Below are 15,599 nucleotides of genomic sequence, written 5' to 3'. Positions count from 1 at the left end.
AGATAAATCAATATATGAAAAACAAATCTTTTATTATATCAGATTTAATTTACAGACTTTCTTGCACACTCCCTTTTAATATGAATATAAGCGTTATTATCGAACGTTGTTTTTGGCTAGAATTACGTTAAAAAAAGTAATCTAAGATACATACATATCATTTCAAAAATATCTCGATTTTTAATTATAATTTTATATAAAATGATGACAGAGTATAAATAAATAAAACTTTCCCACTAAAAAAATAATTGACAATTGTATCTAACCTATGATATTAATGTTTTGTTATAATTTTTTTATTATTATGAGGAGGAAACATGAAAAAAAAATTACTTATTGTTGGATTAATCGGTTCATTAGCATTCGCAGGGCATAATGTAATTGAAGTAAGAGGCGGATATGACTTGTCAAGTTCTACTAATTTTGATAAAGACATATATTCTGAATATGATTTGGATAAATTTGTAGAAAGTGGTTTTCATTTTGGTGTTGAGTACAGAAGGGAAATATTAACAAACTTACAAATAGGGGCAGGATTAGAATATAGAAAAAGTGACATGGATCAACCAGGAAATAGAAGAGTATACTCTGAAAATATTGATTACAGCTACGATTCGGACAGTTTGGATAGTATTCCTATATACCTTACTGCAAGATATAATTTTAGAAATTTTACAGGAGTAACACCATATGTTAAAGCTAATTTAGGATATTCAATAAATTCAGGAGAAACAAGTGTAAATTTAAATAATATAAAAACAGGAAAATTAGTAGAAGAATATAATTCAAAAATGAAAAACAAAATATACTATGGATTAGGCGTAGGAATAGAATATAAAAATTTCTTGGTAGACTTGACATACGATATTACACAATCTGAAGCAGAAGAGAAAATATATAATTATGAGGATAAAGAAAGTTTCAGCCATGATTATAATTTTGATATACAAAAACTGACTCTGTCATTTGGATATCAATTTACTTTTTATAAAAAAAAGATTATATAAAGACTTCACTTTGAGTTCACATTAAATTGTTAAAATATTCAAAAGAAGTTATATAAGAAAATGTTGACAAAGTTCAATAAATCAATGTATAATAATTAAACTAAGGAAAATCAAAGTTATAAATAGACATATATATAAAGTAACGTATAATAGAAATATTCATAGTATCATTTTAAGTTAACACTTATTGCAATTACTAAATATCTCATTTATCTGTTACTTTATTTTTTTTAAAGGAGAAAAGATGAAGAAGAAAATAATAGCAATTTTTTTATTGGGAAGTATAATATTTTCAGCAGGAGTTGGAGACATAATTGAGAGAAATAATTCTGCAATAGAAAATGAGAGAAGACAGCAGGAACAAGAGCGAAGACAAAAAGAACTTGAAAACGAAAATTTCGGAAAAGAGCCTAAAATAATAAATGATACAGGTGAAGTAGATACAAGTACAAGGTTTTTTATCAGGAAAATAGAATTGTCAGATGAGTATAATCTTTTAAGTAATTCTGAAATAAAAACTGTGACAAAGAAATATCTGAATAGAAAACTCAGTTCCAAAGATATAAATAAGCTGATGACAGATATTAATAATAAATACATAGAAAAAGGATATATAACCACAAGAGTAAGACTTGATGAGACACAAAATTTAAATGAAGGAATTATAAAATTAATAACATTACCCGGAACATTTGAAGGTGCCAGTCTGAATGAGAATAAATTCTTTGACAGACTAAAAGTATTTATGACCCTTCCCAAGAATAAAAGAAGAATTCTAAGACTACAGGATACAGAACAAGCCACAGATCAGTTTAACAGAGTATCAAGTAATAATGTAGAAATAAAAATAGCACCCGGACAGGAAGCAGGAAGTTCTATTTTACAGATAGAAAACCAACAGAGCAGAACATTCAATGTAAATGTATCATATAACAATTATGGAGATGAATCAACAGGAAGAGACAGAGCCAAGATAGATTTTACAAAAGATAATCTTTTGGGAATAAATGACAGTCTTTATGCCTCATACCAAAGGGGAAGAAATAAAAGACCAACAAGAAATGATCCGTCAGGTTCATCATCAGTGGCTCCAGGAACAATAATTAAGGATAAGGAAGATCTGCTAGCGGAAGATGTGGAACTGAAAAAAGAGAGATTTAATGAAGACTGGTCAGTGAATTATTCATTTCCATTCAGATATTGGACATTTAGTACAGGTTACAGTCATTCCTACTATATAAGTAGCACTGAGGGGTATAACGGACTTTATGATACAAGTGGAAGATCAACACAGTTTAATCTTAATGCAGACAGAGTGGTATACAGAAATAAAATGAGTAAGATAAGTGTAAACGGTGGACTAAAGTTAAAAGCAAATCAGAATTACTTTGAAGATGTCCAGCTTGTAGACAGAAGACTGACAATAGGAAGTTTAGGAGTAAACTACAGCAGGGGTTTCTTTGGAGGAATTCTAGGATTTGACTTATCTTATGACAGGGGACTTCCATGGTTCAGATCAGCAGATGATCACGATAAGGAAATATATGATCCCAAAGGAAGATTTGATAAATATGGTTTGAATATAAACTGGTATAAGCCAATAGCAATAGGAAAGCAAAGATTTACTTACAGACTTGTAGGAGTAGGACAATATACAGAAGATGTACTTTATGGAAGTGAAAAGATAAGTATGGGAGATGAGTACACAGTAAGAGGATATAAAGGAGATTCAATATCAGGAGATAAAGGATATTATGTAAAAAATGAACTGTCATATAATTTGAATGTACCGAAGATAGGGAGTATATCCCCATATATAGCTTATGACTTTGGGGAAACATGGAATAATGAAGTTCATGATATTTATAGATATGGATATATAAGAGGATTTGCTTTAGGGTTAAAGTATTATGGAGAAATATTGAATATAGATATAGCATATGCCAAACCTGATAAGGTATCAGGATATATAAGAAAACCATCAGATGAGGTATATTTGACATTTGGAATAAAATTTTAAAAAAAGGAGTTAAACATGAGAAAAAATATTTTTTTGGTAGTTTTAATTTTGGTATTATCATTTCAGTTAAATGCAAAAAAAATAACAAATAAGGTTTTTGTACACCCGACAGCTGAAAATTTATCTAAAGAAGAAGTAGCAGTTTTAGGAATAACTAAGAATGTAACCTTAATAGAAGTAGATAAATCGAAATTTAAAGTAAATGGAGACAGAGTACATTTATCTCCTGGAAGACATACTTTTCAGGTAAAAAGACCTTTAGGGATAGGTTATGACGGAGAATTATCAGCTACTTTGGAAGCAGGAAAATATTATGTTCTGGACATTTGGTCGGAACCAGCTGGCGGAAGATATTACAGGATAATATATAAAGTATTTGAAGTGTCAGAAGAGGATTTTGAAAACTATAACAGAAAGATGTTAGACAGACTAATTAAAGAGAGTAAAAGTTAAGAAATAGACTATAATAATAAAAAAGGCAGGGAATGATGAAAATATTAATTTATTTCTGCATTTCAATTTTATTAATTTCTTCAACAGAAGTTGATTTTTTTGATATAAAATTGGAAAAAGGAAAAAATAAAAAAAGAATATATACATCAGAAGGGAAAGTATTAAATGGTAATGTAAGTATAATAAATTTCCCGGAAGAATTGAGTATAGCATCGAAGGAAGGAAATAATATTTCAAGTTTATGCGATACAGAAAATATAAATATGACTAAAATATCTAAAATAGATGTAGAATTTGAAGAAGGTTACCCGATGCAAAATATAAAGTGTTACAATAGAAAAGATATACTTTTCTATGAAAGTGAAGTTGTTTCATCAGATACATTTGAAATATCCAAATATGATATAAATGGAGTGTTAGATCAGAGAAAAATATATAAAGGAGCTTCAGTTGAGTACACTTCGTATTATGATAATGGTCAGATATTAAGAGAAGGAAATTTTAAAAATAATAGAAAAGACGGAATATGGAAAGAATATTACAAAGATGGGAAATTAAAAAGTGTAACAGAATTTAAAAAAGATAAAATAGTAAATATAGTGAAATATTAATAAAAAGAGAGGATGGGAAAAATAATGAAAAAATTATTGGTATTATTAACATTAATAGGAGGATTGACATATAGTTCAACAATCTATATCGACATAGCAGGACCGAAATATTTAACAGTAAATGCAGATCAAGGTTTTGATTTTATGGGTCTTCCATTGCATATGTTTACGAAAAAAGGAAGAGACACTGAAGCTAGAATGTATAAATTATCAGGGTATAAAATATCAGGAAAAGTAGATGCTGCAGAGAAATTATACAGTTATTTTTTAGAAAAAGTATCAAAAGAAGAAACATTTGAAGAAGAATTAAATAAATTATCAGAGTTAACGACAGCAGAAAAAGAAAATATATTAAATTCAATGAGCAAGAGTTTTACATCAAAATGGAATGATGAAGGAGTAAAAATAGTTGTAAGTAATTCAACAAATAAAAAGCAGTTTAATAATAAAACAAGAAAAAATGCGATATTTTATGATGATGTAGAGCATAAACTATATTTCAATGAAGATCTATTTGATTTTACAGATAAGGAAAAAATAACAGGCTCAATAGGTTATGCAAATTATGATCATTTTCTTTTCTATAACAGTGAGAAATGGAATGAATGGGATTTTACAGATATAAATGATTTTTTTGGAGTTAACAAATAAATTTTAATAAAAAACGGGAGGAATGAATGAAAAGAGGGAAAATAAAAAAGATACTGGCATTATGGATGCTAGTAAATTTATTGGCAAATAGGGTATAATGGATTGTATGATACAAGCGGGAGATCAACGCAGTTTAATATGAATGCAGACAGAGTTGTATACAGAAATAAAATGAGTAAGATAAGTATAAACGGAGGATTAAAGTTAAAGACAAATCAGAATTACTTTGAAGATGTTCAGCTTGTAGACAGAAGATTAACAATAGGGAGTCTTGGAGTAAATTACAGTCGTGGCTTCTTTGGAGGAATACTTGGTTTTGATTTATCATATGACAGAGGGCTACCTTGGTTCAGATCAGCAGATGATCATGAAAAAGAAATATATGATCCTAAGGGAAGATTTGACAAATATGGATTGAATGTAAACTGGTATAAGCCAATGTCGATAGGAAAACAGAGATTTACCTATAGATTGGTAGGAGTAGGACAATATACCCAAGATGTACTTTATGGAAGTGAAAAGATAAGTATGGGAGATGAATATACAGTAAGAGGATACAAGGGAGATTCCATATCAGGAGATAAGGGATATTATGTAAAAAATGAACTGTCATATAATTTGAATATACCGAAGATAGGGAGTATATCACCATATATAGCTTATGACTTTGGGGAAACATGGAATAATGAAGTTCATGATATGTATAGATATGGATATATAAGAGGATTTGCTTTAGGGGTAAAGTATTATGGAGAAATATTAAATATAGATATAGCATATGCCAAACCTGATAAGGTATCAGGATATGTAAGAAAACCATCAGATGAAGTATATGTGACATTTGGAATAAAATTTTAACTTGAGGAATTAAAGGAGGAATAGTGAGAAAAAGTATATTAGTGTTTTGTGTATTAGTAAACTTTGGTTTTGCTTTAGAAGAGAATAAAATTGAGGATAAATCCATAGAAGAAGATAAAGAAATAGTAATAAATGTAACTACTCAAAATGATAATATTGGAGAAAATACAGTAAGAAGTCATGAATCAATGCATAGCGAATAAGATTATTGAATAAGGCAGGGAGGAACTAATGAAAAGAGGGAAAATAAAAAAGGTACTGGCATTATGGATGTTAGTAAATTTATTGGCAAATACAGTTTATGCAGATATAAAAGTAGATAAAGGAGTACGACAGAATACAAGTGTGGACAGAGCACAAAATGGGACAAACATAATTAATATAAATACTCCCAATAATAAGGGGATTAGCGTTAATGATTTTAGTGAATTCAGGACAAAAGACCCGACAGTATTTAATAACTTTGGACAAGGAGTAGGAAGAAGTTATCTTGCAGGAATGATGGCAAGTAATCCAAATTTAAGTAAAGAACAATATGCAAGATTAATACTAAACAGAGTAAACGGAGCAGAGAGAGCAGAAATAGAAAACTGGTTAGAAGTAATGTCAGATAAGAAAACAGACTTAATTTTCTCATCACAAAATGGATTTTACCTTAATAATACAGGCTTTATAAATTTTGACAAAGTAATTTTTACAACCTCAAAAGTATTTTTAGACGCAAATGGAGACATCCAGCCCTTCAATATTCGTGGGGGCAAGATAGATATTGGTCGTGAGGGAATAAATGCAGAAGGATTACAATATCTAGCCTTACTATCAAAGCAGATAAGTATAGACGGAATAATAAGTGCAAAAGATGGGGACTTGGATTTAATAGCAGGAGAGTTTGACTATAACCCAAATACAAGAGAATATATAAACAAAGCCTCATATAATGGAGATATGTTAATATCAGCCTCAGCCTACGGATCAATTTATGGTCAGCAGATAAAGGTTGTAGCAAACGGTGGTGACTTGGGAGTCAAATCAGATATGATCGGGTACAAGGTGCTTGCTATCAACGCTGATGGAACGGTAAAAACCAACCAAGTCCAAGGAAATTCAGGGGTAGAAATAAAAGCTAAAGAATATATTCAGGAAGGTTCGACATATACAGAGGGGAATATAAATATATCAGCAGATAAAACAATTTTAGCAGGAACAGGGACACAGGCAGATAATATAAATATAACAGGAAAACTGGACAATCAGACTAACATATACGCAAAAGGAAATATATCAGTAGGGAACGATATTGTAAATACAGGTAAAGTAATATCAGAAAAAGGATTGACAGTATCAGGAAATTTAACTACATCAAATATAGTATACGGAAAAGACCTGATAAATATATCAGGAGTACTTTTTAACAGCTCAGATATGCAAAGTGAAGGAAATATAACAATAGGTTTAAGTACAACAAATAAAGGAAGAATCTTAACAGATAATATACTTCATATAGGTGGAACAGTAATAAATGAAGGAACTTTGTATGGAAAAAACAAAATAAATTTACAAAATTTAACAAACAGCGGAAGTGTTCAGAGTACAGGAGAGATAACATCTAAAACAGTAGTTAATACAGGAAAAATAGTAGGAGAAGGAAGTATAACAGTATTAGATTTAGATAATCAGAATGAATTAGTAACAAATAAGGTACTTACAACAAATAATTTAACAAACACAGGAACATTAAATACAGGCGAAGAAATAACATCAACAGGAAATGTAGTAAATTATGGAGTATTAAATACCAATGGTGGTTTTCTGATCCTTGGAAATCTGAATAACTATAATTTATTAAATGTCGGAGGAAGCTTAAATACAAGAGATTTAATAAATCATGGAAGTTTGAAAGCAGTAGATAGCTTATTAACAAGAGGAACAACTTTCTATAATCAGGGGGAGATATTAACATCAGCCTTAGATGTAGAAAATACAAATATTCATAATGCGAATAAAGTAACAGGAATAAATACAGCAAAATTAAAAGGAGCTAATATATTAAATCAGGGTCAGTTAAGTGGAACCAATGTAGAATTAATAACACCATTTTTAAATAACAGTGGTCAGATAATAGCAGAAGAAGTAATAAATGCAGGGAATACAACACTAAATAATACAGGATATATAGGTTCTAACCAAAAGGTAATATTATCAGGAAGCAATTTAACTAATACAGGAAGTTTAGAATCAAATATAATAGAACTGTATAATTTATCAGGATATAATAATATTGGCGGAAGTATAAAAGGAACAGGAGTATATCTAACAACTTCGGGAAATATAGACTTAAGAGGAACCCTGCATGGCGAAAATGATTTGCGAGTAAATGCCTATGATATTTTACATACAGATATGATAACAGGAAAAGGCTACATAGAATTAAAAGGTCATGATATAACTAACAATGTGGAACTGGCTTCTGGTTCTATAGTAGTACAAGGTACAGGAAATGTAATAAATAACAGTATAATAACAGGAACAAACGGAAACATATCAGGTTATAACATAATAAATAATGACTTAATAGCATTTGGAGAGCAGACAGTATTAAGAGCAGCGGACAAACTGACAAATAATGCAACTAAAGCAATATACGGCGGAAATTTACTTGATATAGGATTTAATACATTAGAAAATTTAAGTGGAGAATTATTATCAACAGGAGTAATAAATTTAAACGGTAATTATCTTTTGAATCAGACAGGAATGATACAAAGTTCTGGTGATATAAATATGAATGTAACAAAGATAGATAATATAGGAAGAGTAGACGGGCTTAATGACTATGAAATCTATTATGAGACGTGGGATGGTCAAATATTAACAGAAGCAGAAGTAATGGGTAAATGGAAAAATGAAGAATATGGAGAAAATAAATCAAATAAGTTGGAAGGTTTATATAAAACAGGGTTACTTGCGGTATTAGATAGAGCAGAGTATCAGTTTTTACTTGCGAATATCTTTTTACAGGATTTATGGGATTTAAATCCAACAGCGGTGGACTATAAACATTTCACTCAGGGATCGGTAGAAGGATATTTTGACAGGTATCCAATGGACGAGAGTACATATATAAGAACAAGTTCAACACAGTTCCCGGGAGTAGCACTGAAAGGAAAAATAAGAAGTAATGCAGTAACAACATATGCTAATATATCGGCAGGAAATAATATATCAATAACAGCAAATGAGTTAAATAATAAAGACGGAAAAATATCAGCAGGAAATACAGCAGAATTAACAGCTGGAACTATAAGAAATAATACAACATTAGGAGATTTAGTTCAGTTAAAAGATGGTGTAGAATACTATAAACAAGAACATTATGGAAGCGGAAGTGCTAGAAAATATCATGTGAAATACTGGAGAGGAATAGAGAACGGAGATCAGGCTTATGTAACAGGACAGGCAAGTGTGATAGAAGCAAGAAATCTGATCATAAATACAGGAAATCTTGAACTGACATCAGGAGTAGATACATCAAAACAGATAATAACAGGAAGTACAACAGCAGGAGGACTTGTATCAGGAAAAACAGTAAATACTGGAGTAAGCAGTGGTACTGGAATAGTAAATGTAGTAAAAAATATGACACCAATAGGAGAGATAATAGCAACGGGTGTATTACCGATAGATCCATTATCAGCTCAAAGTAGTCTTTTTAGTACATCAAAGGATTCAAACTCAAAATATCTTCTTGAAACAAGAAGTCAGTATATAAATCTTGGAGAGTTTTATGGAAGTGATTATTATTTATCAAGAATAGGCTATGATGAAAACAGTGACTGGAATATGGCAAGAAGATTAGGAGATTCATATTATGAGTATCTCCTAGTAACAAGAGCAATATCAGATAAACTGGGAACTAGATTTATAAATGGTCTAAGTGATAAAGAACTGATGAAAGCAATGCTTGATAATTCAGTAGAATTACAAAAGGATTTACAGTTATCAGTAGGAGTAGCTTTAACTCCGGATCAGGTAAAAGCTCTTAAGAGTGATATAATCTGGTATGAGTATGAAGTAGTAAACGGAGAAAAGGTACTGGTGCCAAAGGTATATTTAAGTCAGGCAACGCTAGCAACAATAGAAACAGATGGAAGAGACAGGGTAGGAGGACTGGAACTAACAGCTATAACAGCAGATGAATTAAGAAATAACGGGCAGTTAATAGGAAATGGCGGAGTAACATATATAAATGCAGGAAGAGTATACAACGTAACAGATACAAATCAATTATCAGAAATAAGAGGGAATCAGGTATCAATAACAGCAACAGAAGGCAATATAGAAAATATAGGTGGAGTAATAAGAGGAATAGAATCAGTAGCGTTAACAGCTCAAAATGGAGATGTAATAAACAGTTCAAGCAAGGTTACAGCAAACAGTTATGGAAACAGTAATAATAATACCCAACATGAAAATCTTTTGAGTATAGGAGAAATAAGCTCAGGAGGGACAACATATATAGAAGCGAATAATTATGATTCAAAAGCTGGAATACTTGGAGGAAAAACAGTAATCCTTGATGTAAAAGAGAATGTAACAATAGGAGCCTTAACATTAAGCGGAGAAGATAATTCAGGTTCAGGAAGCGATAACTATGCAGTATACAGAAGTAATCAGAATGTAGGCGGAGTAGTATCAGCAGATAATTTATATGTATCAGGAAAAAACTTAAATATAGAAGGCTCAACAGTAGCAGTATCAGAAAATGCCTTGTTAAATGTAGAGAAAATAAATATAGAATCAAAAGTAGATGATGTTTACAGTGAATCTAAAGGAACAGATAAAGGGACTTTCAGTAGTAGGGAACAGCATACAAAATCATATGAAGAGCAGAATGTGGAGGCACAGCTTTTTGTAGGAGGAAGTACAGTAACAAAAGCAGATATAAATATAATAGGAAGTACCTTTGTAACAGGAGATGATTCTTATCTTGGAGGAAATGTAACAGCGACATCAAGAGAATTAAACAGCTCTTATTATCATCAGGAAAAGAAAACAGGGTTTGTATCGAACTTTGATGTAAGCAGTGGAGGAATATCAGCAGGAGCAGGAATACAGAGAACAGAGGATACAATAAATATAAATCAGAAAACACAGGCAATGTCAAATGTAAGTTTGGGGCATGGAACGATAGTAGACGGGGATAAATTTAGTTTATCAGCAACAAACTTTCAGCATGGGGCTATTGTAATAAATAGTAAAGAAGTGTATTACGGAGCTACAAAAAATACATATGACGAGCAGACAGAACATAAAGAAAGTTATGTAGGTGTAAGTGCTTCAATAAGTTCACCATTATTAAACAGAATAGATCAGATGTATAATGGAGTAGAGGCAGCGAGCAAAGGAAACGGAACAGCAGGACTGGTAAATGGAGGAGTAGCAGTAATAAACTCAGCAGTAGGGACAATAAATGGTCTTGCAGGAAATCAAAGGGGGGCTAATAATAATTTTTATGTATCAGCAAATGTAGGTTTAACAGCTTCTCAAAGTGAAAGTAAGAGCCACACTTATTATGAAACAGGGGTAGTTACAGTAATAAGCGGACTTGATGAGAATTCAAGTATAACGTACAATAATACAGATAAAATAACATATGAAGGAACACAGTCTTATGGAGATACCTTTATTTATAACAATGTAAAAGAGATAGAAAAGAAAGCAGTGGAATTAAATAATTACTACAGTTCATCTTCAAGCAACACTAGTGCTTTTGGAGGAATGACTTTTGATACAGTAACAGGGAGACCAGGTGGAGCAAGTTTTAATATATCAGGAGGAAATTCCAATTATACACAGGAAGGGACAAGCTATCAGAACGGAATATTTGTAGGAGTGAATGAAACTTACAATAATGTAGGAAAAATGACAATAGATGGCTTTGAACAGTATGGTGGAAAAGTAACAGGAAATATTGCAGAATTGGATATAAAGAGTAAGCAGAACACAAGTAAGACAGACGGATCAAGTTCAAATTATTCAGTAGGAACAGGATTTCAAACAATAGGAACATCAGGAGGAGCATCGAATATTTGGAATAATGCTGCCAAAGGAATGAATGGAAGTATTGGAGGAAATCAGACAACAGGAGATAGAAGTTATGTAGATACACCAAGTGCCTTTATAGTAGGAAAAGATTCAGATTTATCAATAGGAAAAGTGACAAATACAGGAGCAGTAATAGGAACAGAAGAAGGAACAAATAGTAAACTGAATATAGATGAATACATAGGAAAAGATATAAAAAATAAAGATAATTACAATGTAACAGGCGGAACTGTCAGTAGTGGTGGAGCAGGATTTGAATATCAGGATAAAGAAAAAGAAGGAATAACTCATAATACTGTTGTAGGAAATGTAAATATAGGAAAATCATCAGGAGATGAGATAAACAAAGACCTAAATACTATGCAGGAAACTACAAAGGATAAAGATAGTGGTCATTACAATACATTTGTTGAAAGTGGAGTACTGGTATTAGCTACCGAAAAAGGAAGGAAAGACTTTAAAGAAAGTGTAGAATTGGCAGGAACAGAAATAGATGCTATGAAAAAAGTAGTTGAAACAACAATACTATATGCAAATAAAGATAACCGAGAGACATTACTGGGAGCAGATAATTCAAATGCAAATGAGGAAAAAAGAGGGTTTATAGATGTATTGCAGACAGAAAGATTTGTTGAGGGAATAAGAAATGCAGGATATATAGATTTAAGTGGAAAAAGTGATAAAGAAATAGAACAGGAAATAGAAGCGAGATACGGTGATTTATTTGAAAGATTTGGGAAAGATATAGAAGTAGGATTCTATACAAAAGATGAACTGTCGTCAGATGATCCAATGGCACAAAATAAGAGTAATTCAGCAGGATTTGTAGGAGAAGATGGAAAAATATGGTTAAATAAGGATAATATATCAAGTATAGAAAATTTTAGCTTAAATAATATAGTAAGTCACGAGGGAGTACATACAGTAAAAGGAAGTAACACAGAGTTATTAGCACAATATGGAGAACAAAGAGCTTCTGATTTTATTCAAAATGCAATAAGTGATGGAAAATTATCTTTATGGGCAACAGAGCCAGTTAAAGATTGGGATAAGGGGACACTAACAGAAAAAGAAAGAAACGACTTAGCTAACGTACAGGATATCGAAGAAAAATTAAGAGTAAATAATTATATGACTTCAACAGATCATGATAAAGTAATTAATTCAATAACTAATATATTAGGGTTAAATGAAGAAGAAAAGAGTAACTTAGAAGTTTACATTTTAACAAGAACGAATCTTAATAATGAAAGCAAGGACTATGTCTTAGCAATGACAAAAATAGTAATGGAAGAAAATATTGAAAGTATTTTTTCTGATGAAAATTTGACAAATACTCAAAAATTAGAACAGATAAAAAATGAATATAATTTAGATAAAAATGATATAAAGAAAATAAAAGACAAAATGTTAGCTGATGAAGCTTCTCAAAATATAGCTGAATACATTGTAGACAAAAAGAGTGAAAAGATAAAGAATGAATTAAATTTAATAAAAAACGAAACTGCATTTGTAAAAGATTTTATGGAAAATAATAATAAATTGACCAATTATAAATTAACATTGAACGAAGATGATTTTGTTAGTTATTCAGGTAGTAGTAAAGGAAAAGAAATTGGTGGAATATTGATAAAATCAATAATAGATCATAAAGATACTTTAGAAGTAAATCATCAAAATAATACTGCAGAGCAGGGTGGAAATAAAGTAAATATAGATTTTAATGGAACTTATACTGGATATTATAAGATAGGGGTTGACTCTAAAACTGGTTTAAATATAGTAGATATTTCTTCACAAAAACCAGTAGATGTTGAATATGTTTATTCTCATGAATTAATACATGGACTTCATGATTTATATGGTATAAAAGATAAAAGTGATACTTTTTCTATATTCTATGACCAAAATAGAAACTTAATTATGCAGAATCCTCAAACTTTTAATTTGAATGTAACAAATAATAGTAACATAAATACAATTATGAATGAAATTGATAGTCATTATCAAAATAATTATACTGATGAAATTTATCAAAAATATTTAATAATGGTGAAGCCAGCATTAGAAGAAGAGATGAAACAGATTTTAAATCAAACAAACCTAACAAGCATTCCAAATGGAAAAACAGGTACAATAAATTACAGAATTCCAGGTTTAGCTAATGATGAGTCAGAAGAATTGAATACTGTTGGAATTCCTTATAATAAAACTCCAGAAGACCCGAAAATAAAAAACAAAGAAATTTATAAACCAACACAAAATGCCATAGAAAAAGAAAATTCAGCACCTGAAAGGGGAGTATATTGATAAAAATTTTACTATTAATATTTGTTTCGATGTATATAAATGCAGAAGAAGTTATATTGGAATATAAATATGGATTATCTCTTGTAAATGATGAACAAAAAGTAAAGATTTCCTCTAAATCCAAAATGTATTTTTATGAAACTGAACATGAGAAAAAATATGTAAATATAAAAATTTTTGATAATGGAACATATGAAATTTCAAAATTACCAGAAGTAAAAAAAAGTAATTATCCAAATTATAAACTAATAAAAAAAGGAAGTTCTGATGAAGAAATAAAATATTATATTTTTAAAAAAAATAAAATAGAAGATTTTAAGTTAATTATTGAAAACCCAAAAGGAAAATTATCAACAAATGAACTAAATAAGTTAAAGAAGTATATAAAAGAATCATATAATGAATTATATGTTAAAAATGAAGAATTGGATATAAAAAAAAAATGTAATGATATGGAAGAATATTTTTTAGTGGGTTATGGGGAAGAGTTAAAAATGAAGGATATTTATTTTTATGCATTCTCAGAATATCTTGATAAACCAATTAATTATATGGATTATGTTGTATACGAGTATAATAATTGTTCATTTATAAAAAAAGGGTTAAAATCAAATAAGGAATTCTATTTTCCTAAAACTGATAGATTGAAAGAATATTTAAATATCCTTTTTGAAAATAAACTAAATGAATAATTTAAGTTTATATCAATAAAAATTATGTTGTAAAAAGAGATCTCTTTTTCTACTTCTATTTGTAGAAAAGGGATTTTATTTTAAACATAAGCAATATTATCGGACGTGAAATATGGTTAGAATTACATTAAAAAAACAAGTAGAAATACACATCTATCATTTCAAAAAATCTTTCCTTTTTTAATTCTAAATTTATAAAAATAAAGATGATTATATAAATAGTAAAATTTTCTACTTCAAAAAAAATTGACAATTGGATAGAATCTATGATATCAATATCTTGTTATAAAATATTTATTATATATAAAGAGGAAATATGAAAAAGATAGTTTTTTTTATGTAGTTAATGTTATAAATAAAGAAAAATAATAAGGAGAATTTACATGGAATCTTCTCTAGGTCTAAGAATATCTTATGAAAAAAATAAAAAACAATTTGATGATCAAGTTAGAAAATTACTAGAAACATCTGTGTTAGTTAATAAACTTACAAAAGATTACATTGAACATCCATTATTTGCTGTATTTAGAATTTTGGGATTGTCTGAAATTCCTTATACAGAAAAGCTTAAATACACACAAAAACTAATAAAGTATATAAATCAAAATATAGCAACAAACGAAGGATTTTCACCTTTAGGTGGAATTAGGGAGATAGTTCCTTGTTATAATGCAATGCTATTAGAAGCCTATACTAGATTAGGATTATTTAAAAAAAAGGAATCTAATAATGCTCTTAACTGGGTAAAATCTTACCAATTATTTAATCGTAATCAGAAAACAAAGTGGAATTATTGTGGTATTTGTAAACACGGGGTGTAGTGCTATAGTAAAGTAGGAACACCAAAATCTAAACAATGATATAATAAAAAAAGAAAGAGGTGTTTTGAAAT

General features: G+C 29.7%; 10 protein-coding genes. All 10 read left to right on the top strand.

The annotated features are described in order from the left end of the window. Positions 1 to 317: 317 nt before the first annotated feature. Positions 318 to 1,007 carry an outer membrane beta-barrel protein gene (locus NK213_RS16710; protein WP_253351255.1) on the top strand — a complete coding sequence of 230 codons (690 nt, stop codon included), beginning with the start codon at positions 318 to 320 and terminating at the stop codon, positions 1,005 to 1,007. 244 nt (positions 1,008 to 1,251) lie between these two features. Continuing rightward, positions 1,252 to 3,027: a ShlB/FhaC/HecB family hemolysin secretion/activation protein gene (locus tag NK213_RS16705; protein WP_253351254.1), complete on the top strand. Its 1,776-nt coding sequence runs from the start codon at positions 1,252 to 1,254 to the stop codon at positions 3,025 to 3,027. Between the two features lie 15 nt (positions 3,028 to 3,042). Continuing rightward, positions 3,043 to 3,480 carry a hypothetical protein gene (locus NK213_RS16700; RefSeq protein ID WP_253351253.1) on the top strand — a complete coding sequence of 146 codons (438 nt, stop codon included), beginning with the start codon at positions 3,043 to 3,045 and terminating at the stop codon, positions 3,478 to 3,480. Positions 3,481 to 3,515: 35 nt separating this feature from the next. Then, the gene (locus tag NK213_RS16695) at positions 3,516 to 4,091 is read left to right on the top strand and encodes a toxin-antitoxin system YwqK family antitoxin (RefSeq protein ID WP_253351252.1); all 576 of its coding nucleotides are present in this window, start codon (positions 3,516 to 3,518) and stop codon (positions 4,089 to 4,091) included. 24 nt (positions 4,092 to 4,115) lie between these two features. Next, positions 4,116 to 4,742: a hypothetical protein gene (locus NK213_RS16690; RefSeq protein ID WP_253351251.1), complete on the top strand. Its 627-nt coding sequence runs from the start codon at positions 4,116 to 4,118 to the stop codon at positions 4,740 to 4,742. A 102-nt stretch (positions 4,743 to 4,844) separates the two neighbouring features. After that, the gene (locus tag NK213_RS16685; RefSeq protein WP_256478808.1) at positions 4,845 to 5,600 is read left to right on the top strand and encodes a ShlB/FhaC/HecB family hemolysin secretion/activation protein; all 756 of its coding nucleotides are present in this window, start codon (positions 4,845 to 4,847) and stop codon (positions 5,598 to 5,600) included. A gap of 23 nt (positions 5,601 to 5,623) precedes the next feature. Next, positions 5,624 to 5,803 (top strand): hypothetical protein, encoded by a 180-nt coding sequence (locus NK213_RS16680; protein WP_253351249.1) that lies wholly within the window; start codon positions 5,624 to 5,626, stop codon positions 5,801 to 5,803. 28 nt (positions 5,804 to 5,831) lie between these two features. Then, positions 5,832 to 14,015 carry a hemagglutinin repeat-containing protein gene (locus NK213_RS16675; RefSeq protein ID WP_253351248.1) on the top strand — a complete coding sequence of 2,728 codons (8,184 nt, stop codon included), beginning with the start codon at positions 5,832 to 5,834 and terminating at the stop codon, positions 14,013 to 14,015. Next, positions 14,012 to 14,707: a hypothetical protein gene (locus tag NK213_RS16670; protein WP_253351247.1), complete on the top strand. Its 696-nt coding sequence runs from the start codon at positions 14,012 to 14,014 to the stop codon at positions 14,705 to 14,707. Before NK213_RS16675 ends, NK213_RS16670 begins: the two co-directional genes overlap by 4 nt. A gap of 383 nt (positions 14,708 to 15,090) precedes the next feature. Continuing rightward, on the top strand, positions 15,091 to 15,528 hold the full coding sequence (locus tag NK213_RS16665) for a hypothetical protein (RefSeq protein ID WP_253351246.1): 438 nt from the start codon (positions 15,091 to 15,093) through the stop codon (positions 15,526 to 15,528). Positions 15,529 to 15,599: the final 71 nt, after the last annotated feature.

The organism is Sebaldella sp. S0638, from assembly GCF_024158605.1.
Taxonomy (GTDB): domain Bacteria; phylum Fusobacteriota; class Fusobacteriia; order Fusobacteriales; family Leptotrichiaceae; genus Sebaldella.
This window is presented reverse-complemented; position numbering and strand designations above follow the sequence as displayed.